Below are 20,460 nucleotides of genomic sequence, written 5' to 3' on the forward strand. Positions count from 1 at the left end.
AATTATGACTGAACAAAATTTTAGCAACTCACAAGGTTTACCGCCATCAACCCCACAAGGGCAACAGTTAACCCGTGAACAAATTAACCAATCAAATAGCTCAAACACTGAAAAATCAGTGACAGGTTTTGATAAATCAGCGATTTATAACCCACACACTGCCGAAACGGATGGTAATGAAGACACGCATTTTGGCTACCAAACGGTAAAAAAATCCGAAAAACAAGAAAAAGTCGCCCAAGTGTTTACCTCTGTCGCCAAAAAATATGACATTATGAACGACTTGATGTCATTTGGTATTCATCGTTTGTGGAAACGTTACGCCATTAGTCTAACAGGCGTGAGAGCAGGGCAGAGCGTGCTTGACATCGCAGGCGGGACAGGTGATTTGGCAAAAGTGTTTAGCAAAGAAGTCGGTCGCACTGGGCGTGTGGTGTTGTCGGATATTAACGAAGCCATGCTAGAAGTGGGGCGAGAGCGTCTGATTAATGCAGGTTGTAACAATGTGGATTTTGTGCTTGCGAATGCCGAAAATCTTGAACCATTTGCCGATGAAAGTTTTGATTTGGTAACCATTAGTTTTGGTTTACGCAATGTAACTGACAAAGAATCTGCCTTAAAATCCATGCACCGAGTGCTAAAAAAAGGTGGGCGACTGCTCGTGCTTGAATTTTCAAAACCTGTGTTTGAACCATTGTCAAAAGCCTATGATTTGTACTCATTTACCGCCTTGCCATTAATGGGAAAAATCGTGGCAAACGACAGCGAAAGTTATCAATACCTTGCTGAGAGTATCCGTATGCACCCAGACCAACGCACGCTAAAAGCCATGATGGAAGAGGCTGGCTTTGTCAATTGTGATTATCACAATTTGACAGGCGGTATTGTGGCGGTGCATCGTGGTTTTAAAAAGTAAGTTTTGTAAAATTAAATAATGAAGAGTAGGTTAGCAAAGCGTAACCCACCAGCATGATTAATATAATAAAATATAATTGTAAAAAATTCTAAAAGGTAAATCAAAATGCTTGCTGTGTTATCTCTTGTTATTGTTGAGAAAATCATCAATACCGCCATTGCCAGCGACCCCATTACTCAACTAAATTTACAGGCATTAACTGGCAAAACGCTACGCATTGTCATCGGTGAGCCACGCCTAAAACTTGACGTGTTATTTAATGAAAAACACATTCGCCTTGAGCCTGTCCTACAAAAAACCGCAATTTTTGAACCTAAATTTGAACCAAATGCCGTAGAAAATAGGACAAATAATTTGCCAAATGCGACGATTTTTGCCAAAAATTTTGCCGATTTATCGCAACAATTTCAACAAAATAGCCTAAGCAAATATCCAAATATTTATCCTAATGATATTAACCCAAATGAAAAAAGTGAAAACCAGTTTTTGGCACAGGTTGAGCAAGTATTGTGTCAATTTGAACCTGATATCGTGGGTAAATTGCAACCCATTATGGGTTTGCCGTTGGCAAGTCAACTGGCTAATATTGGTGGATTAGGCGGTTTTACCGATGTGTTCAAAACATTTAGCAAATCTGACAATGAAGTTGAAACGTTTGAACCTGATGAGTTGTTAAGTGATGTGCAAAAATTGCAAAAAACGCAACAACGTTTAGCAAATTTGCAACAGCAACTAGAACAACTACAACAACAAATTCAACAAGAACAGCAAAAATTATCGCAATTTACCTAATAAAATCGTATTACAATTATTTAGGATTGATGATAAATGTTTACACCAGAGAAAAAGGGTGAAATGTCAAAATTTATTGCCAAATTTTTATGAAAAGTCATGTTAAAATAGCCAAAAATTTAAGCCCAAAACCGATAAATATGACAAAAACCAATCTACAAACTGCTACCGCCACCACTGCTCGCCAATGGCAAATCCTGTCGCAACTAGAGCGTAAGCGTTGGCTTGGTACGCAGTACATCAACGAACAACTGCAACTCATAGGTTTTGATGTGAGTATTCGTACCATTCAGCGAGATTTGAACGCCCTTGCCGAACGCTTTCCTATTGAAAAAAACAATGCCAATCCGCAAGGTTGGCGGTGGCAAGAAGACGCCCCAATGCAGAGCCTGCCCCATATGAATTTATCGCAAGCGGTGGCATTTAGTATGGTAAAAGACAACTTGACTCAGCTGTTACCGCCTGCCGTGCTAGATGAGTTGTTGCCATGGTTTGATCTTGCTAAACGTCAGTTAAAGGAAAGCAAAATTGCTAATACTTGGTTAGATAGGGTGCGGATTTTGTCTGCCAATCAGCCACTTATACCGCCGAATGTGGACAACGATGCCAAGGAAGCGATTTATGAAGCCTTATTTAAAAACAAACAATTATCGGTAAAATATAAAAAACGGGGGGGCGATGAAGCGGTGGACTATCGCCTAAATCCGCTTGCCATTGTGCAACGTGGTGTGGTGATTTATCTGCTTGCGACACGTGATGATGCCGATGCTAACATTCGCCAATTTGCCCTGCATCGCTTTAGCCAAGCGGTGGTATCGGATAGCGATGCCAAAGGTGTGGCGGATTTTGACCTTGATAAGTACATTGAAACAGGAGCAATGGGCTTTAATTTCCCATTATTTAATAGTTTAAAAACTGAGCAAAATCAAGGGAAACCCACTTGCGATGTGCATCTAATTTTTGAGCCAATCGCTGGCAATGGTTTGCTAGAAAGTCAGCTAAGCCATGACCAACAAACTTGGGAAGATGAACAAGGCTTGCACGTTACCGCCACGTTAATGTTGACATCGCAATTGGTGTGGTGGTTGCGTGGTTTTGGCAAAGGGTTACGTTCGGTCAGTCCTGAGATTTTGGCAATGGCGGTATTTGAAAATGCCTAATTTTAACTATTTATTAAAAAATAAATTGATTTAAATTTAACAAGAATTGATAAGGAACTTGGAAAAAATATGACAAATATTGATAAACCTAATCCAAACAGCGAGCAGAATACTCAAAAAGCCATAGAGATGTTACAACAAATTGAGGAACAACAGCGTCCCACTATTAAAACTCGGCTATTAAACAGCCAATTTGAGCCAGAATATCAGCAAAACTTTGTCAAAAATTTTGATGATAATTTGAAAAAAATCAAATTAAATCAATCAGTTATTATAAAAAACGGCTTAAATAGAACGCTACAAGGCGAAGAATACACCGACAATCAAATTTTGATTGATAGTGGACAATTAGCCAATGACAGCGTTGCTCAGCTGATTGATAATCAAGAAGATTTAACCAAACGAATCGGTGTGGCGGTAGAAAGTTTAGACGTGAGCTTAAAACAATGGCAATTTAGTGTACATTGGCAAAAAACCAAAGTGCTAAAATCAGGATTGATAAACCGCCTAAAAAAACGTGAGCAGCCCATGGATTTGGATTTATCCTGTTTACTATGTAATCGTTATGGCGAAGTGGTGGAACGTGTGTGGTTTAAAAACGTGCGAGACCAAGCCGAAGCCATACGCTATCAAGGGGATGAACTAATCGGCGATAGGGTGTTGCATACCAAGCAGTCGAACGATGAACCTGAACACATCGCAGAAAAACGAGAAAGCATTGCCCTGTTTTTGGCTCGTATCCCACCGCATATTTATCAAGTGGCATTGGTGCTATCGTCCTATACGGGGCATGAGCTGAACCAAGTTCAACAAGGCGAATGTCTGTTGAGCGATGATGAAGGTAATATTATCTTAAAACTAAATTTACCAAAAGTACAAGCTGAAATCCCCGCGATTTGGGTAGCGACAATCAGCCGTTCTGCCAATAGTTGGCGATTGGTTGAACAAGTACAAGGATTAAAATCATACCAACAAGCAGATTTTGAAAAAGAAATTAGCGAACAATTAATCCGTAACGCTCGTTAACAATTTATCAATCTGTTAAATAAACTTAACCAAAAAATGCCATTAACCATAAAATAGCTAACAAACATAAGGCCAAAAATTGGGCCGCCGAGCCGACATCTTTGCCAATTTTGGCGAGTGGGTGGCGTTCGGTGGACGTGTGGTCAATGGCGGCTTCTAGCCCGGTGTTAAACAATTCCACTACTAATGAAAATATGCTGGCAAATATCAATACCATTTTCACAAGCAACATAAATGGCATAAAAACCAATAAGATAAGCAAAATTAAATTTAGCCAAAATACTTGACGAAAGGCAGGCTCTTGCCGATATGCTGCCAAAAAACCATCCCGAGAATAGCCTGTCGCTTTCACAATGCGAGCAAATCCTGTTGTGCCCTTAGCTTGTTGGGCATAGCCTGACAAATGCTGGTGAACTGGTTGTTTTTCATTTTCCATGCTATTTTTATCCAAAGTTAAATTTATTCTTAAATAAATGTTAAGTTGCGATTAAATCGGTAAGTAAATGCTTAATTTTACCAAATTAGCATCCTTTTTTAAAGGTAATTCAATCGGCTGAGTAGGACGATTGACCAACTGCTCTTGATAGTTTTTGACGGTTAATTGGTCAAAGGTAACTCGCCCGTGATGTCGTTCAATTACTTGTTTTACCAAGGTTAAACCTAAGCCTGTGCCTTTATTTTGACGATGGGTTGGGCTTTGACTATCATTGGGATTGGGCTGTATATCCACGCTAAAATACCGCTCAAAAGCTTTTTCTAATACATAATCAGGCAACATCTCGCTATCGTTTAACACGTCAATACATAACCCAGTTGGCGTTGAGAATACCATGATGACAATGCAAGATTGGCTAAATTTGATGGCGTTATCAATCACATTTTGCAAGGCTTGTTGTAGCCAAAATTTATCCAACAATAATGTATTATTTTCAGAAATATGCGAACAGATTTGTAAGTTTTTTTGTTTTATCCGAGCGTGTTGATTAGCAATGCTTTGTTTAATTAATGGCGTTAAGCTGTATTTTTGTAAGTTTAGCTTGAAAGTTGGTTGTTCTAATTTGGCAATGATTAATAATTTTTCCACTAAAGTTTGCAATTTATCCGATTGTTGCAAAATGGTTTGGCTAAATTGTTGCCGATGCGTGGTGGACATTGCTTCTGCGAGCAACTCGCCACTGGCACGGATGGCGGTTAATGGGCTTTTTAACTCATGGGTAAGTGTATGTACATAGTCAGTGACATAGGCTTTGTTTTCAATGGTATTTTTCATGACGTGGATAGCATTGACAAGCTCATTTAATTCTTTACCAAGATAAAAGTGCGGTGGGGTATCATTCGCCAAATTTTGGGTATAACGGTTCACCGCTTGCACACTATGGCGTAACCACCAAGCCATTAATCCTGCAAACAACAACCCAAGCCCTGTAATATACAACATGGTCTTGATAATTTCGGCACGGCTCAGCTCAATATAAGGGCGTAGGCTTAGCACAGGTTTACCTACACTCACAACACCAATAAGCTCATTTTTAGAATTACGAATGGGTGAGGCAACATACATGATAGAACTATCAGCAATTGTTGGGTCTTGTTTGGTGGATCTTGCCCCATATTGCCCTTTTAAGGTCAAATAAACGTCATTCCAACGGCTAAAATCCTTACCAACCGCTTGTTGTTGACTGTCATAAATTACGATACCACGCTTATCGGTGACATAAACGTGCAGTTGGCTTTGGGTTTTTTGGTCGTACCAAATGGGAAATTGTGGGCGTTCAGGGTCAAATGGGGCGAATGACTGGGCGAATTGCATTTGAAAATCAGGCTGATAAATTTGCCCAGATACCACTGCAGGGTTTAAAGCCACTGCTAAAATCCGTGAAATATCTACCAAGGTATCTTCCACAACACGCTGTGCGGACGGCTTAATGGTTTTTTGTAATTGGTAAGTCGCCAAGCCAGTCGCAAGGCTAATCAGCAACGCAAATGCCAACCAAATCCGAAAAAATACGCTAAAACTTAGGCGCTGTTTAAAGATACTATCTAAAAATTGATGAAAATTGTTCACAGAATGATTAAGTTAAATTAATGGATATGACGATTAAGCCATTGTCTCACGATTTGGTAAAGCCTACGGTGAAAGTAGGATTTCTGTGAATTTTGGCTTAATTTTTTGGTCAGATAATGACGAATGGCAAGTTTGATTTCTCGTTTAATAAAATTATCTTGATTAGCCATAAAGTGCCTGTTTTTTAAAGTGTGATAAAAAGGTTTAGTAAATGTTTATCCAAATAATAAGTTTAGCCATTTTATAAAAATTTTTTTAAAAAAGCAATCGGATTAATCCGTTTGTTTTGCTGGTACTGTATCATCGTCCATGCTAAAAATCCACCGACAAGCGGTATAAATATACAAAAAAATCCCAATAGCTATGAACATCGTGTTACGAATGGCCCTGTTTTTATTTTTAGTTGACTGTTGCAAACTTTGTTCATAAGTTATATTGTGGTTGGTTATCAACGCTTAACTCAAAAATTTTTCGGTTACTGCTAAATCTATCATTGGTTTTTGGCAAACACCAACCAACTTTAACAGTTCTTTTGTGTAACTCACGGATATCTTTAGGATATAAGATAGTATCGTAAAACTTTAATTCGCTACCTGTCCCAATAGAAAGTTGAAGGCTTGGCGTGCATTTACCTGTACAAGGAAAAAGTGTGGCTTGTGCCAGTCCTTGTGTATAACCTAATTCATTTTTTAAAGGTTTTTCATAAAAAAATGTGGACTTATCAGTCCAAATATTCACAAACAAGGCAATGATACTACTCATTATTGCAACAATAATACTTAAAGATTTGGTTGATTTCATGTTATTCAAGGCATTTACCTGCCGATTTATCAATCATTTTATCCAAAATCATCGCATCCCCATAACTAAAAAACCGATAATTATTCGTAATCGCATGAGCATACGCATTTTTGATATTTTGTGTGCCGTTAAAGGCGGACACAAGCATAAGTAGCGTGGATTTTGGTAAATGGAAATTGGTAATCAATCGGTCAATCACGCCAAAGCGATAAGACGGATAAATAAAAATATCGGTATCACCTGCCCAAGCTGAAAGGCTTGGATTATCAAAGCTTGCGGTTTTGTTAAAAGCCGTTTCTAACACACGAGTAACGGTTGTGCCAACAGCAATAATTTTACCGCCATGTTGTTTGGTTTGGTTAATTAAATCGGCGGTAGCTTGCGGTAATTCGGCGTATTCACTGTGCATTTTGTGGGCTAAAATATCATCCGTTTTGACAGGGGCGAATGTACCAGCCCCAACGTGTAAAGTGACAAAGGCGGAATTTACACCCTTACTTTTTAATTCACTTAAAATTTTATCATCAAAATGCAAACTTGCGGTCGGGGCAGCGACACTGGCGAGCTTATCAGGATTGTGAAAGATCGTCTGATAGCGAGTTTCATCATCGCTGTCTGCATGGCGTTCAAAATACGGTGGAATGGGTAATTCACCATGATTTTCTAAAATCGGTAAAATCGGCTCACTAAACGCCAACATAAATAAATTATCCGCTCGTCCCATCATTGTGGCAGTCACTTTACCATCAGCAAAATGCAAGCTTTGTCCAAGTTTTGGGCTTTTGCTCGCTCGGACGTGACAAAATGCTGTATTGGTTTGGTTTTCATCATTTGGCAAAATCCGCTCCACCAAAATTTCTACTGCTCCGCCTGTGTCTTTTTGCCCAAATAGCCTTGCTTTCATTACTTTGGTATCGTTAAAAACTACCAAATCGCCAGCGTTTAACAAATTTGGCAAATCAGTAAACTGTAAATCTTGCGGATTGCCGTTGGTGTTGACATAAAGCAAACGTGATGCAGAACGCTCGGCAAGTGGATAGCGTGCGATTAAGTTTTCAGGTAAGTAATAATCAAAATCAGAGAGTTTCATGTTTTAGGCTTATTTTTTAATCAGGTAATTCGTTTACAAATTCAACTTCAATGGCTTTCATGTAGTCTTTAGCCTTTTCAATTAACGCAAGCCACTCATTTTCTGGTTTGCCTGTGATGTGGCTGTTAATTAATGCACTTTCCAACAAATCGGTTAACGCCCAAATTGATTTTTTTTGTTGGCAAATCCAAATTCTCGAAGCGATTTAAATCAGAAAAATTTTCTGACAAGCTGTGCCAAGCCAACAACGCATGACCAAGCGTCATTTCAATGGTTATTGATTGTTGAAAATTAATGACGTTATCCGTAATATCAATCACTACAAGGTATTTGCAACGGTGGGGAAAGGACGCAATTTATCGGTATCCGCCCACGCTTGCACCCAGTCATCAAGGGGCATATCAATATCATGATAGCCCAACGTCTCTAGCACGGTTTTTGTGTCTAACACTTTGCCTGTTTTTAGACTGGTTACGCCAGTGCGTAAAAGAGCGTGCGAGCAGGGCTTGCCATTCGCCCACATGGTCTGCTCCATATAAAACCAACGTTCATCCACGGCTTTTAGGTGCGTTTTAATGGTGACTTTATCAAACAGTCGCACACGCTTGCGGTATTGAATGGTGCTACCCGCCACCACAAATCCCCAACGATGCCTGATTAAGTTTTTGCCAAGCCCTGTGCGAATGGCAAAATCATTACGCCCCAAATCAAACAGCGTCAAAATACGCCCATTATTCATCTCTAAAAAATTATCCATGTCGCTGATATTAGCAACAAGTTTAATTTCGCTCGTGTCATGAATATCAAGGGCATTGCCTTTTTTGTAATCAAGGCTACTTTTAATCATGTTAGTGGTCAAGCGGATAAAGGGATACATGATAAAATTCCAAATAGGTTAAAAATTTTCAATAAAAATGGCGGATAATGATACCAAAAATCCGCCAAATTTGCATTAACTATTTTAACATTTGGTTAACATCAGTTTTTTAAATAGGGCTTAAACACGCTAATTAGCTTATCGCTTGTTACGGTCAGCACAGGTTCACCGTCTGCCCCTTGCGTGAGTTTAAACTGTCCTTGTAGCACGCTTGGAGCTAGGCTATCAAACTGCATTTGGGCAGGCTCGCACATCATACGAGTACCAATTATATCACCAACTACCACATTATCGTTGGTAAGCATATAACTGGCAGAAAGGTTGTTGCAGGTATTACCAAGCGTCAAACGTCCACCTGTGTGAAAGCTGAGTTGTAGTGGTGGTAATTTTTTGTCAAAGAGTACTTCGGCGGTGGGCTTACCTAATTTATCGGTTACCGACGTTAATTGCCAACGATAATGTTGTAATTTTGCATCGGTTAGGGGTAACACGATGGTATTTGTAGAATGAGTGGTCATACTCGATAAAGAATGGCACGCGGTGAGTGATAACGCGGCCATCAGGCAGGTTGCCGTAAATAAAGATTTGGTTGACATTGGCCATTCCTTGATTGTGATTATGGTAGCGGTATCTTAACACAAGTTTTGGTGACTACGTGTTAAAATTGGTTAAAATTTCCAACGCTTTTTTAAGGTTTTTTGTTGCCACAATAAACGACTACCAAGCAACGCTGATGCCAAGCCCAATGCGGTTACCAAGCCAACCCAAACCCCTTTTGCTCCCATATCGGTAAAACGCACCAAATACGCTCCAAGCGGAATTGCCACGCCCCAATAACAAAACAACGTGATAAACATCGGTACGGTGGTATCCTGCAATCCCCGTAAAATTCCTGCAAAATTCACTTGCCACGCATCAAATAACTGGTATGCCAACGCAAACCATAACAATACGCTTGCCTGTGCGGTGACTTGCGGATTATCGCTAAAAAAACTTGGCAACTGGGTACGAAAAATCGCCGTTAAGACCATGGTTAGCACTGCTAGGCTCGTCGCCACGAGTACGCCTAACAATTTTATTTGTTTTAAACTGGCATAATCCTTTGCCCCATAACGGTTGGATACCAAAATGGTTAATGCCATTGCCACCGAAAATGGCAACATAAATAATTGTGACGAAATACTCAAGGTTACTTGATGACTGGCAACGGCAATCTCACCCAGCGGACTGATAATCAGCGATGCCAAACTAAAGGCACTCACCTCAAAAAAAATAGAAAAACCAATCGGTACACCAATCGCTAATTGTTTGGTAAGTGGGGCAGTTTTGGGTCGGCTAAAGCGTTGAAAAAACCGATGTTTGCTAAAGTCTTGGTGTTTTGAAAAACTTAAATAGCCAATTAGCATCATTAAGTTTAACCACAAACATACCGCTGACGCATAACCACAACCTGCCCCGCCAAACGCAGGCAAACCAAGCCAATCCACGCCATGAATAAACGCATAATTAATCGGAACATTGAGCAACAGTCCAACCACGCTAATTAGCATAACCACCGTCGGATGTTTTAAGGTTTCAGTATAACAACGTAGTGTGGTATATAGACACACCGCAGGAAAACCAAAGGCAATGCCAAATAAATATTCTTTGGCAATTGGCTGAATGTGACTTGGCACACCCATAAGTGCAAATAGATAATGTAATTGATTGGCAATCACGATACCAACAAACCCAATCAGCACCGCTAACCATAATGATTGTTGGGTAATAAATGGGATTTTTTCAGGTTGTTTTTGCCCAATGACTTCACCGATTAACGGCGTAGTCGCAAGAAAAATCCCTACCGCCAATAACATCAGTGGCATCCACAGCCCACCGCCAATCGCCACGCCTGACAAATCCAAGGCGGATACTTGCCCTGCCATCATGGTGTCAATCAAGCCTAGTCCTGATTGGCAAACTTGGGTGATTAAAATTGGTAAGGTTAATAAAAAAAGTTGTTGTAAATCTTGGAGTTTTCTTGGTTTTTTAACAATTTGCATAAAAATCAATCAATTTAATTTATTAAAATATAAAAAATTTACCCGTTTGACCGAACAAACGGGTAAATGAATAATTTTTTGCCAAATCTTAAATATTTATTAAAATTAATAAAATGGTTCAATATTGGCTTGTTGAATATCTGATTTTGGATAATCAATGCGTAACTTTACCGCTTTAATTTGCTCAGGCATCAGATAGCCGTTATCGGATAGATACTGCTCAGGTGTGACAATGGTCTGGGCTTTGATATCATTACCATCACGCAGGCTGATTTTAAGATTTGGGTAAATCATTTTTTGGCTCGTGCTATTTTTTAGGGTAAAGGTCAAATCGGTTTGTTTGGCGTCTTTGGCTTTTTCTAATTTTAACGTTTCGGTGGCTAATAAACTGACATTGGCAGTCGGCAGATTACATTTAAAAATCGCACAGGCTTGTTGTAAATTTTTGGCAGTGTCAGGGTTTTTGAGCAGATTATCAAGGTTAAACGCCACGTGTTGTACCGCCAGTAAGCCAACCAATAACAAACTACCCACACCCCAAACGAGCATCATACCGATAGGCATTTTCACATTTTTCTGTGATGCCACTTGGGCGTTAAATCGCTCGTCTAAGCGTTGGCGATACTCATCACTTTCCAAACTTTGCTCATGAGCCACATCTACCCCAAGCTCATCGAGCATATCTACAACGGTATTATTACGCCCAACTTTGGTTAATTTGTCATTATCAGGCATATACTGCATAGCTTCTTCTTTGCGTTTTTCTTCTTCTAACAAATCCGCAAGCCAATCTTCATCTTCTGTCTTTGGGGTGGTATTGCCGATTTTGCTAGTTGGCAAACTGTCAAAATTATCAATAATTTCAAAATCATTGCTCAAATTTGAGTGATTGGTAGCGTCATCAAAATCCAACTCTGACCCTAAACCTGCATTGTCATCAAAGGTCAAATCGCCATCTGCAGGGGCTTTTTTTACCCGTTTGATTGATTGTCGCTCAACCATGTTGGCAGACGGAGCGGATTTTTGGCTAACTAAGCTTGTCAAGTTGTCAATCGCAGAAAAAATCGCTTTACACTTACCACAACGAGCGTAGCCACTTTTTAAACTCAGCTGTTCATCAGAAATTTCAAAGCGATGTTGGCAATTTGGGCATTGGGTTTGATGTATACTCATATTTTCTGCTATCCAAAATATTACAAAACGTTAAAAATTTTACACAAATGTATTGCGATGTATTAAAGCCTTAAATGCAAAAAAAGTCAACATTTTACCGATAAAATTATGGTGAAATGTTAACCTTTTGATAAAATTTAGGTAAAAATCAACGCTTGTCGGCTTTTTTCCCTGATAAACGGTGCCAATGTTTGTCTTCTTGACTGCTAAAGGTAAAATCGCTTTCCATATCAAAAAATGCTTGATAAGCGGTTTTGACATCATCTACTTGATTTTCAATCAAGCCTGCCAACACAATTTCACCATTTGGCTCAAGTAAGGTAGCAAAATACGGTGCAAGGCTGATAAGCGGTTTGGCTAGAATATTGGCGGTAATCATTTGGGTAGGTAATACCGCACTATTTTGGCAAAATTGTTCAAATTCTTGTGGCAAAAATGCCTGTAATTGGGCGAGAACGCCATTACGTTCCGCATTTTGTTTGGTAGCAAGTACCGCTTGTGGGTCAATATCCACCGCATACACCGCTTTTGCCCCAAGTTTTAATGCCACAATTCCTAAAATTCCAGAGCCACAGCCGTAGTCAATTACCACTTTATCTGTCAAATCTTGTTCGGTTAACCAATCAATGCACAGCCGAGTGGTGGCATGATAGCCTGTGCCAAATGCCAACCCAGGGTCCATTAAGATGTTAATCGCATCAGGATTTGGTGGGGTTAACCATTTTGGCACAATCCATAAATTGTTGGCACATTCAATCGGATGATAGTTTTTCATCCATTCACGTTCCCAATCTTTGTCATCAACGTTGGATTGCCAAACACGGGTGGCGATGACTTGCTCGGCAATGGATTGGCTGATGTACTCAAGGTTTACTGACGTGTCAAATAAGGCGGTAATAACCACATCATCCCACAATGGCGATTCCCCTGGTAACGGCTCAAATAACGGTTGATCGCCTGCATCATTAAGACTAATGCTTAACGCATCGGCTTCTAACATCAGTGTTTCAGCGAGTTCTGCTTGGGATTTTTCACATTGGATATGAAGTTGTTGCCATGCCATAAATTTTTTCCTTTTACAAGTTTGTTTAAATCATATGATTATATGAATATTGTTTTAAATTTAAGTTGATTAATATAGGTCTGATTGTAAACCATCGTTGGTTAAGGTGCTAACACCCTTATTTTCATTGCTTTCACCGCTATTGGTTTCGCTATTGCTATCAGATTGTTCTAAATTATTTAAACGTTGTTGTTCGCTCTCATATAACTCTTGAGCGTCAACTTGTTGTTGCTTGGCGATTTGGGCATCTTGCTGTTGACGGCGTAACTCATTGGCACAGCCGCTTGCATTTTCAGGCGGATAGCGGATATCAGTCGGTACACGAATGGCATTGGGGCAGTTTTGGTTAGATAGCTCGCCTGTACCATTTTCTAGCCATTGCCATTGAATATCGGTAGGCTCTGCCAGTTGTACAGGGTTGAGTTTTAAGCGTTGCATAAAATTCACCCACATCGGCAACGCCCCGTTACCACCGCTTAAGCCTGTAGTTTGGTTATCATCAAGCCCAACCCATACCACGCTGACATAGTTGCCACTATAACCTGCAAACCACGCATCTCGGTAATCGTTGGTCGTGCCTGTTTTCCCTGCTAAATTTAGATTTTCGCCTAAGGTTAACGCCGATTTTGCTGTACCATTGCTAATCACTTTTTGCATGGCGTAATTGGTCAGATACGCAGATACAGGATTAATCACTTGGCGTTGTTGAAAATTCGCCCCTTGGATAATCCGACCTTCTTTGTCCACCACGCCACGAATGGTGTGAATGTTGTGTTTGACACCACCTGTCGCCAACACTTGATACACATTTAACATATCCATGGGTGATAAATCGACCGCACCGAGTAAGGTGGCAGGGTAGTTGGGAATGTCTTTTTGAATGCCCATGCGTTGCAGGTTGGCAATGACATTTGATACGCCAACATCTATGCCAACCCGTACCGCCGCTTGATTATACGAGTTTGCCAACGCACTCATCAACGGCACAACGCCATGGCTACCACCGCCATAGTTGGCAGGTTTCCATGTTTTACCACCTTGTACGATTTCTACAGGACTGTCATCGACGCCACTGGCAAGGTTATACTTGCCTTGTTCAAATCCTGTAAAATAAATAATCGGTTTTAACAATGAACCGACTTGACGTTTGGCATCTACCGCACGGTTAAAGCCTGTAAATGCTGAACTACTGCCAACCACGGCTAATAACTCGCCATTTTGCGGATTGGCACTTACCAAGGCAGATTGTAATTGTCCAAGTTTTTTGGGATTGGATTTTTTGAGTTGTTGCAGACTTTCGGCGACTGCATTGTCAGCAGATTGTTGCACATTTGGGTTAAAGCTTGTAAAAATGCGTAAGCCTTCGTTTTTTAAATCATCGGCATGATAACTTTGGTTTAATTCACGTTTGACAATATCTAAATAGTCAGGAAAACGACTTTGCCCAATGGTGGGTTTTTTTACCACATCTAACGGCATTTGAATGGCATTGTCATAGGTTGCTTGGTCAATTTTACCTGTAATTAGCATATTTTGCAACACCACATTTCGCCGTTGCAAAGCCAATTCTGGGTAACGAATCGGATTGTACTGAGTCGGGCCTTTTGCCAAACCGACCAATAACGCCATTTGGTCAAGGCGTAACTCTGCCAACGGGCGGTTAAAATAAAACTGCGATGCCAAGCCAAAGCCATTAATGGAGTGATTGCCATTTTGTGCCAACGTGATTTCATTCATATAAGTTTGCAAAATCTCTTGCTTGCTATAATGACGTTCAAGCAGTAACGCCATCATCGCCTCGTTGGCTTTACGCTTTAAAGTGCGGTCAGAATTTAGATAAAAATTTTTAATGAGCTGCTGGGTAATGGTTGAACCGCCTTGCCTTGCACCGCCTGACAAATTGCTATAAATCGCCCGTGTCGTGCCACGCAACGAAATACCATGATGCTCAAAAAAACCACGGTCTTCGGTAGCAATCAACGCATCAATCAACGGCGTGGGAATTTGCTCTAACTGCATGACAATGCGGTCTTCGTTATTATCAGGATAAATGCCACCAATCAAAATCGGCTCAAGGCGGACTTTACCAGACGCATTGCGTTCGGTGCTTTGTAAATTGATGATTTGATTATCGGCAAATTCTAATTTGACAATTTGCTTTGGCTCAACATCGGTTTGGGAAAAATTGAACGAACGGGTGTGAATATAATAGGTATTACCCTGTTTTTGGTAAGTACCGACTGATTTGTAATTATCCGATGCTTGGTAATTAAGCCAATTAAGCCAGTTTTCTAGTTCCTTGGTGGTTAATGGTGTGCCCTGTTTTAAATCAAGCGATTGCGAATAGACTTTAGCAGGCAAATTCCAACGTTTGCCTTCAAATTTTTGCGTGATAATGCGGTCTTGTTTGATAAGATAAAGTGCCAACACAATTAAGCTGACCAATATTATCACCACAAAAATAAAACTTAGCAAAAAGCTACCACGTTCAAATGGCTTGATTGGACGCTTGGTTAAAGTCGGATTAGCATTGGTAACAGCGGTTGATTTCATAAACAATTTGTCAAAACTAAGATAACGCTATCATGACTGAAATTGCCAAAAAATTCAATGCCAAATCATGGAAAAATGATGAAAAAATTATCAAAATTTATGGTTAATCTGATTTATCCGTTGATTGGGGCAAATCAACCTGTACAGGAATGGGGCTATCGTACCATTGATAACGATAACCCGTACAGCCTGTTGTGAACACAAGGCTGATTAGCATTACGGCAAACAGACGCATTAGCCGAACAAACCTGTGATATATTGCCAAATACGTTTAAAAATTCCCGATTTTTCTACCGCAACATCGGCAACAAGTGGGGCAGAGGCGACTGCTTTACCGTTTAGCATGGCAATGACCTCACCGACTTGCTGTCCTTGTTGAATCGGTGCCTCCACGTTTTTGGGTAAATTTACCACTGTTTGGATATTGTCTTGGTTAATCTTTTCTAATAAAACTTGTAAGTTAGAACCTGCTTTTACCGTAACATTATCGGCTTGACCGTATTTAATCGCCACATCACCAAAACTTTGTCCCATGGGTGCGACGACTTTGGTGTTAAAATGCCCAAATCCCCAATTTAAGAGTTCTTTGGATTGCTCGGCACGGGCTTTTTCTGACTTTGTTCCCATAATCACCGAAATCAATCGCATATCGCCACGTTTACTTGATGCAACAAGACAAAAGCCTGCTTCTTTGGTATGTCCTGTTTTTAAGCCATCTACGGTATTATCAGTAAATAATAAGGTATTACGGTTAGGTTGGGTGATTTTGTTATAGGTGAATTGTTTTTGGCTATAAATTGGATAATACTTGCCTGCGTCTTTGATGATGGCTTGGGCGAGTTTTGCCAAATCTTGCGGTGACGCTTGATGTCCTTCGGCAGGCATGCCTGTTGCATTCACAAAGTGGGTGTTGGTCATGCCAAGTTTTTTGGCTTCGGTATTCATCAGCTCGGCAAAGGCTTGTTCACTGCCTGCAATATGCTGTGCCATGGCTTTGGCAGCGTCGTTACCTGACTGGATAATAATACCTTTTAACATATCCAATGCGGTGGCGGTCGTGTTCACAGGCACATACATACATGATTCGGTATTACGCCCACGACACCACGCATCTTCGGTCATCATGACAGGTTGGTTTTCTTGTAATTTTCCCGATAACAGCTGTTGTTCAATGATGTAGCTCGTCATCATTTTGGTGAGCGATGCAGGCGGAAAAGGCTGATTGGCATTTTTTTGTGCCAATACGGTGCCTGTATCATAATCTATCAAAATATAAGCGGTGTTATCCAAAGTCGGTGCATCAATCGCATACGCATTGCCCATGCCAAACACGCTTAACGCACTGGCAACCAAGCCAATTTTTAAGCCAACTTTGATTTTTTGTTGAAAATGAGCTTTATTTTTTGACTGATACGACACGATGACACCTTTTTAATTTAATCAAAACATATGAAAATAAACACATTACCGCAAAGCGATACAAAGACCGCCTATCTTACCAAAATGTGACAAAAGATAAAAGCCTAAATCAACAAGATGTTGGCTTTTGGTTTATTTTTATGACAGATTATCGCAACCAATGAGATTTTAAGCTTAATGAGTTATTGAGCTGAGCTTGCCAACTCGCTACATACTTGCTTGTTTTCAGCATTAGAAAAGCTAAGCGTCCAACGGCGAGTTTCATCCAAAATCTGTTTATAATCTTGTTGTGTTGACAAATATTGCACCGCCATGCGTGGGTCGCTGATGCTTGGCATTAGATTTTTTAACTCGGCATTGTAGGCGGTGGCAAAACCTTTTTGTTGTTTTTGATTAAGCATCGGCGGGCAAATTTCGGAAAAAACCTGTAACACTGCCACTTCTTCTTTGGTGGTGGTCAACGTTGATATATCAATCGCAATCGTGCTTGGCTCGATTGGCGTCTCTTTATCGCTTGCAGTGGCAAACATCGCAACCGATAACGTGCTAACCGTGAACAAATTTTTGGCAAGGGCAGAGAGCATATTATTCATAACAAATATCCTGTGATTTTTGGTAAAAATAAGTATTAAAATAGTTGTGGCATATCATACCGAAGTTTGGCAAAAAAAACCTTAAAAAAATGCGATAAAACAGTGGTTTTTTGTGAAAAAATCGGCAATTTTGGCGTAAATTAGCAATAATTGTGTAATAATTCCTTGTGTAGATTAGGGAATTAACTTTTTAAACCAAACGTTTTGCCAAATATCAAATTTTATTATCAATTTTTACGGCGGATAAAATTTGTAAATCGCCATTTTCTAACAGACAAAAACGGATGTCAACTTGTTGATATTTCAGGATAAATTCCCGATGAATTTCATTTTTCCGATACGCAGGGCGTGGGTCTTGGGCGATTAATTCACGAATGGTTGTAATGTCATTTTTAGTTAACAAATTTTGATAAACTAAGTTGGTAAAATTTTGTTCGGCATTTTTGCTGATTTGCACGGTTTTTAACACAGGTTTTTCACTGGCAAAACCGCTCACCGCATGGGGTAGGCTATCGCTATAGGCGATGTACGGCTTGATGTCAATAATCGGTGTGCCGTCCACTAAATCCGCCCCAATAATATGCAATTTTACCCGATTTTCCACGATTTCAATCTGCGATAACTGTACCACCGAAAGCCCAATATTGGCAGGGCGATACATACTGCGAGTGGCGAAAACCCCAATTTTCTCATTTCCGCCCAAACGTGGCGGACGCACTTGTGGGCGAAAAGGCGTGTCGGCGGTGGTTTTGTTTTGGTGAAATTGCCAAAGCAACCAAATATGGCTAAACGCCTGTAAGCCATCAAAGGCGGAAGGGTTGTCAAACGTTGGCACAAACTCAATCACGCCTGCCAAATTTACCAAATTGGGCTGGCGTGGCAAGCCAAATTTTTGCGTTAATGGCGAATGTAAATAACCGATAATCGGAAACGTTAAAGTTTGATTGTTTATCATAATGAATAGATATGTTAAATTTTATAATAATAAAAAATAGGTATGAAAAATTTACCTATTATTATGCCATTTTTTTGACAATAAAGTCGCCCATTTTGCAAAAAATTTGTTATTATATGCAAGTTTTCACTGGTACTTTTTGTACTTTATTTTTGCATAACAATTAACAAAAAGGTGTTTTTATGTCGGATAATAATGAGATACGTGCCAAAATTTTGGCAAAATTCTATGAAGAAACCGTGACTTATGTTCATCATTGGAATGAAACTTTGTTTACCATTAAAACTACTCGTAGTGATGGGTTGCGTTTTCGTAATGGTGAATTTGCCATGATAGGCTTGGAAGTGGACGGTAAACCGCTGATGCGTGCTTACTCGATTGCCAGCCCAAATTATGATGAAGAATTGGAATTTTATTCGATTAAAGTACAAGACGGTCCTTTGACATCGGTTTTGCAACACATTCAAGTGGGCGAAAAATTATTGGTCAGTAAAAAACCGACAGGTACGCTGGTGCTTGATGATTTAAATCCAAATGCTAAACATTTGTATATGCTGGCAACAGGGACAGGGCTTGCACCGTTTTTGTCGTTGGCAAGAGACCCAGAAGTGTATGAAAAATTTGACAAAGTTGTGCTAGTGCATGGCGTGCGGTATGTCAGCGAACTTGGTTATCGTGAGATGTTTGAAAAAGATTTGTTTGAAGATGAATTGCTTGGTGAGTTTGTCAAAGATAAGTTGATTTATTATCCAACGGTAACTCGTGAGCCGTTTCACAATACTGGTCGAATGACGGATTTGATGAAATCTGGTAAGTTGTTTGAAGATATTGGCTTGCCACCGATTAATCCCGAAAATGACCGTGCGATGATTTGCGGTAGTCCGTCTATGAATAAAGACGTTGCGGAGATTTTGGACGGTTTTGGGTTGAAATGCTCGCCACGTATGGGCGGTACGGGGGATTATGTGGTTGAACGTGCGTTTGTTGAGCAGTGATTTAGGTAGATTGATAAAATTTTGTGCAAATTCTAAAAATGGGTTTGCACAAAATCCTTGATAACATTAGCTCGGTTATTTCTATTCTACATTTCCTATCATTAATTTTTTTAAAACAATTATAACTGATGCAACAAATCATCTAACATATCATCAAACGCATCATGCGTTTGATTGGTTTTATTCGGTGTTGTCGGTGTCGTGGGGCTTGACACAGGTTTTTGCTGTGCGACACTTTTTTGCGGTTGCGGTTGCGGTTGCGGTTGCGGTTGCGGTTGCGGTTGCGGTTGCGGTTGCGGTTGCGGTTGCGGTTGCGGTTGCGGTTGCGGTTGCGGTTGCGGTTGCGGTTGCGGTTGCGGTTGCGGTTGCGGTTGCGGTTGCGGTTGCGGTTGCGGTGCTTGGGCAGGCGTGTTCGCCACTGATTGCACGGCTGATTTTTGCCCTTTAGCAAGGTGGTCTTGGGCGAGTTGGGCTTTGACTTGTTTTTGGCGAGCTTGTTTTACCGCCATTTCTTGTTTAAAATCATACCAATTTTGTCGCCACCAATGTTCAAATTGGTCAACATTTCGCCCATGCACCGACTCGGGCAAATCCACGGTTAATAACTGAGAAATCAATACCAAATCATTGCTATCTAACGTTTGTTCAGGTGATACAAAAATATGTTCACGACTGCCTTTATACGCTTTTTTATAAGTGAGCGACTGTCCGTCAAATTCTAGTTTTGGTAATTGCCAAAGTTTACCATTTTGATAAATGACGGTAAATTTTTTGACGGGGTGTTTAAAAATCACATCAATCGGTCGTAGCATGGTTTTTTCCCTTACATTTAAAAGAATAAATTAATGGGAATAATGTAGCATAATTTGGCAAAAATTAACAGAAGATATCCGACCAACGTGTTATAATTTTGACGGTTTAGCAGACAAAAAAGTGGACT

The 20,460-nt window shown here is 40.2% G+C and carries 21 protein-coding genes; 5 read left to right on the top strand and 16 right to left on the bottom strand.

Going from position 1 to position 20,460, the window contains the following annotated elements; translation table 11 throughout:
- Nucleotides 1-4 precede the first annotated feature (4 nt).
- The 4 genes from ubiE to A3G3_RS0100190 all read left to right on the top strand — a co-directional run bounded on the left by ubiE (nt 5) and on the right by A3G3_RS0100190 (nt 3,894).
- Nucleotides 5-916: a bifunctional demethylmenaquinone methyltransferase/2-methoxy-6-polyprenyl-1,4-benzoquinol methylase UbiE gene (ubiE, locus tag A3G3_RS0100175; protein ID WP_019518519.1), complete on the top strand. Its 912-nt coding sequence runs from the start codon at nt 5-7 to the stop codon at nt 914-916.
- A 105-nt stretch (nt 917-1,021) separates the two neighbouring features.
- Nucleotides 1,022-1,708 (top strand): hypothetical protein, encoded by a 687-nt coding sequence (locus A3G3_RS13845; RefSeq protein ID WP_019518520.1) that lies wholly within the window; start codon nt 1,022-1,024, stop codon nt 1,706-1,708.
- A gap of 140 nt (nt 1,709-1,848) precedes the next feature.
- Nucleotides 1,849-2,868: a helix-turn-helix transcriptional regulator gene (locus tag A3G3_RS0100185; protein ID WP_040631012.1), complete on the top strand. Its 1,020-nt coding sequence runs from the start codon at nt 1,849-1,851 to the stop codon at nt 2,866-2,868.
- A gap of 69 nt (nt 2,869-2,937) precedes the next feature.
- Nucleotides 2,938-3,894 (top strand): TerD family protein, encoded by a 957-nt coding sequence (locus A3G3_RS0100190; protein WP_019518522.1) that lies wholly within the window; start codon nt 2,938-2,940, stop codon nt 3,892-3,894.
- A gap of 25 nt (nt 3,895-3,919) precedes the next feature.
- On the opposite strand, the gene A3G3_RS0100195 is transcribed toward A3G3_RS0100190, so the two are convergent.
- The 15 genes from A3G3_RS0100195 to tsaA all read right to left on the bottom strand — a co-directional run bounded on the left by A3G3_RS0100195 (nt 3,920) and on the right by tsaA (nt 18,525).
- Nucleotides 3,920-4,330, bottom strand: coding sequence for a diacylglycerol kinase (locus A3G3_RS0100195; protein ID WP_019518523.1), 411 nt, complete (start codon nt 4,328-4,330; stop codon nt 3,920-3,922).
- A 51-nt stretch (nt 4,331-4,381) separates the two neighbouring features.
- The gene (gene creC, locus A3G3_RS12775) at nt 4,382-5,959 is read right to left on the bottom strand and encodes a two-component system sensor histidine kinase CreC (RefSeq protein ID WP_019518524.1); all 1,578 of its coding nucleotides are present in this window, start codon (nt 5,957-5,959) and stop codon (nt 4,382-4,384) included.
- Nucleotides 5,960-5,976: 17 nt separating this feature from the next.
- Nucleotides 5,977-6,129, bottom strand: a complete 153-nt coding sequence (locus A3G3_RS14385) for a hypothetical protein (RefSeq protein WP_156802053.1) — start codon at nt 6,127-6,129, stop codon at nt 5,977-5,979.
- A gap of 253 nt (nt 6,130-6,382) precedes the next feature.
- Nucleotides 6,383-6,721, bottom strand: a complete 339-nt coding sequence (locus A3G3_RS0100205) for a hypothetical protein (RefSeq protein WP_156802054.1) — start codon at nt 6,719-6,721, stop codon at nt 6,383-6,385.
- 40 nt (nt 6,722-6,761) lie between these two features.
- Entirely contained in the window at nt 6,762-7,850 is a 1,089-nt protein-coding gene (queA, locus tag A3G3_RS0100210; protein WP_019518526.1) for a tRNA preQ1(34) S-adenosylmethionine ribosyltransferase-isomerase QueA, read from the bottom strand.
- 16 nt (nt 7,851-7,866) lie between these two features.
- Nucleotides 7,867-7,998: a hypothetical protein gene (locus A3G3_RS14795; RefSeq protein ID WP_267283243.1), complete on the bottom strand. Its 132-nt coding sequence runs from the start codon at nt 7,996-7,998 to the stop codon at nt 7,867-7,869.
- 171 nt (nt 7,999-8,169) lie between these two features.
- Entirely contained in the window at nt 8,170-8,727 is a 558-nt protein-coding gene (locus tag A3G3_RS0100225) for an acyl-CoA thioesterase (protein WP_019518529.1), read from the bottom strand.
- A gap of 101 nt (nt 8,728-8,828) precedes the next feature.
- Nucleotides 8,829-9,323 carry an META domain-containing protein gene (locus A3G3_RS0100230; RefSeq protein ID WP_019518530.1) on the bottom strand — a complete coding sequence of 165 codons (495 nt, stop codon included), beginning with the start codon at nt 9,321-9,323 and terminating at the stop codon, nt 8,829-8,831.
- A 72-nt stretch (nt 9,324-9,395) separates the two neighbouring features.
- Nucleotides 9,396-10,769, bottom strand: coding sequence for an MATE family efflux transporter (locus tag A3G3_RS0100235; RefSeq protein WP_019518531.1), 1,374 nt, complete (start codon nt 10,767-10,769; stop codon nt 9,396-9,398).
- 105 nt (nt 10,770-10,874) lie between these two features.
- Nucleotides 10,875-11,942: a DUF3426 domain-containing protein gene (locus A3G3_RS0100240; protein ID WP_019518532.1), complete on the bottom strand. Its 1,068-nt coding sequence runs from the start codon at nt 11,940-11,942 to the stop codon at nt 10,875-10,877.
- 148 nt (nt 11,943-12,090) lie between these two features.
- Nucleotides 12,091-13,005 carry a 50S ribosomal protein L11 methyltransferase gene (gene prmA, locus A3G3_RS0100245; RefSeq protein WP_019518533.1) on the bottom strand — a complete coding sequence of 305 codons (915 nt, stop codon included), beginning with the start codon at nt 13,003-13,005 and terminating at the stop codon, nt 12,091-12,093.
- A 69-nt stretch (nt 13,006-13,074) separates the two neighbouring features.
- Nucleotides 13,075-15,558 carry a penicillin-binding protein 1B gene (mrcB, locus tag A3G3_RS0100250; protein WP_019518534.1) on the bottom strand — a complete coding sequence of 828 codons (2,484 nt, stop codon included), beginning with the start codon at nt 15,556-15,558 and terminating at the stop codon, nt 13,075-13,077.
- A gap of 234 nt (nt 15,559-15,792) precedes the next feature.
- The gene (locus A3G3_RS0100260) at nt 15,793-16,977 is read right to left on the bottom strand and encodes a D-alanyl-D-alanine carboxypeptidase family protein (protein WP_019518536.1); all 1,185 of its coding nucleotides are present in this window, start codon (nt 16,975-16,977) and stop codon (nt 15,793-15,795) included.
- A 182-nt stretch (nt 16,978-17,159) separates the two neighbouring features.
- Nucleotides 17,160-17,570, bottom strand: a complete 411-nt coding sequence (locus A3G3_RS0100265) for an MCR_0457 family protein (RefSeq protein WP_019518537.1) — start codon at nt 17,568-17,570, stop codon at nt 17,160-17,162.
- Between the two features lie 214 nt (nt 17,571-17,784).
- Nucleotides 17,785-18,525, bottom strand: a complete 741-nt coding sequence (tsaA, locus tag A3G3_RS0100270) for a tRNA (N6-threonylcarbamoyladenosine(37)-N6)-methyltransferase TrmO (RefSeq protein ID WP_019518538.1) — start codon at nt 18,523-18,525, stop codon at nt 17,785-17,787.
- A 215-nt stretch (nt 18,526-18,740) separates the two neighbouring features.
- Here tsaA and A3G3_RS0100275 point away from each other — a divergent pair, with 215 nt between their 5' ends.
- A complete protein-coding gene (locus A3G3_RS0100275) occupies nt 18,741-19,520 on the top strand; it encodes a ferredoxin--NADP reductase (RefSeq protein ID WP_026212756.1) in 780 nt (259 codons plus the stop codon).
- A 119-nt stretch (nt 19,521-19,639) separates the two neighbouring features.
- Here A3G3_RS0100275 and A3G3_RS14575 read toward each other — a convergent pair whose 3' ends face one another.
- Entirely contained in the window at nt 19,640-20,332 is a 693-nt protein-coding gene (locus A3G3_RS14575) for a hypothetical protein (RefSeq protein ID WP_019518540.1), read from the bottom strand.
- Between the last annotated feature and the right edge of the window lie 128 nt (nt 20,333-20,460).

The sequence above is a fragment of the Moraxella boevrei DSM 14165 genome, from assembly GCF_000379845.1.
Classification (GTDB): domain Bacteria; phylum Pseudomonadota; class Gammaproteobacteria; order Pseudomonadales; family Moraxellaceae; genus Faucicola; species Faucicola boevrei.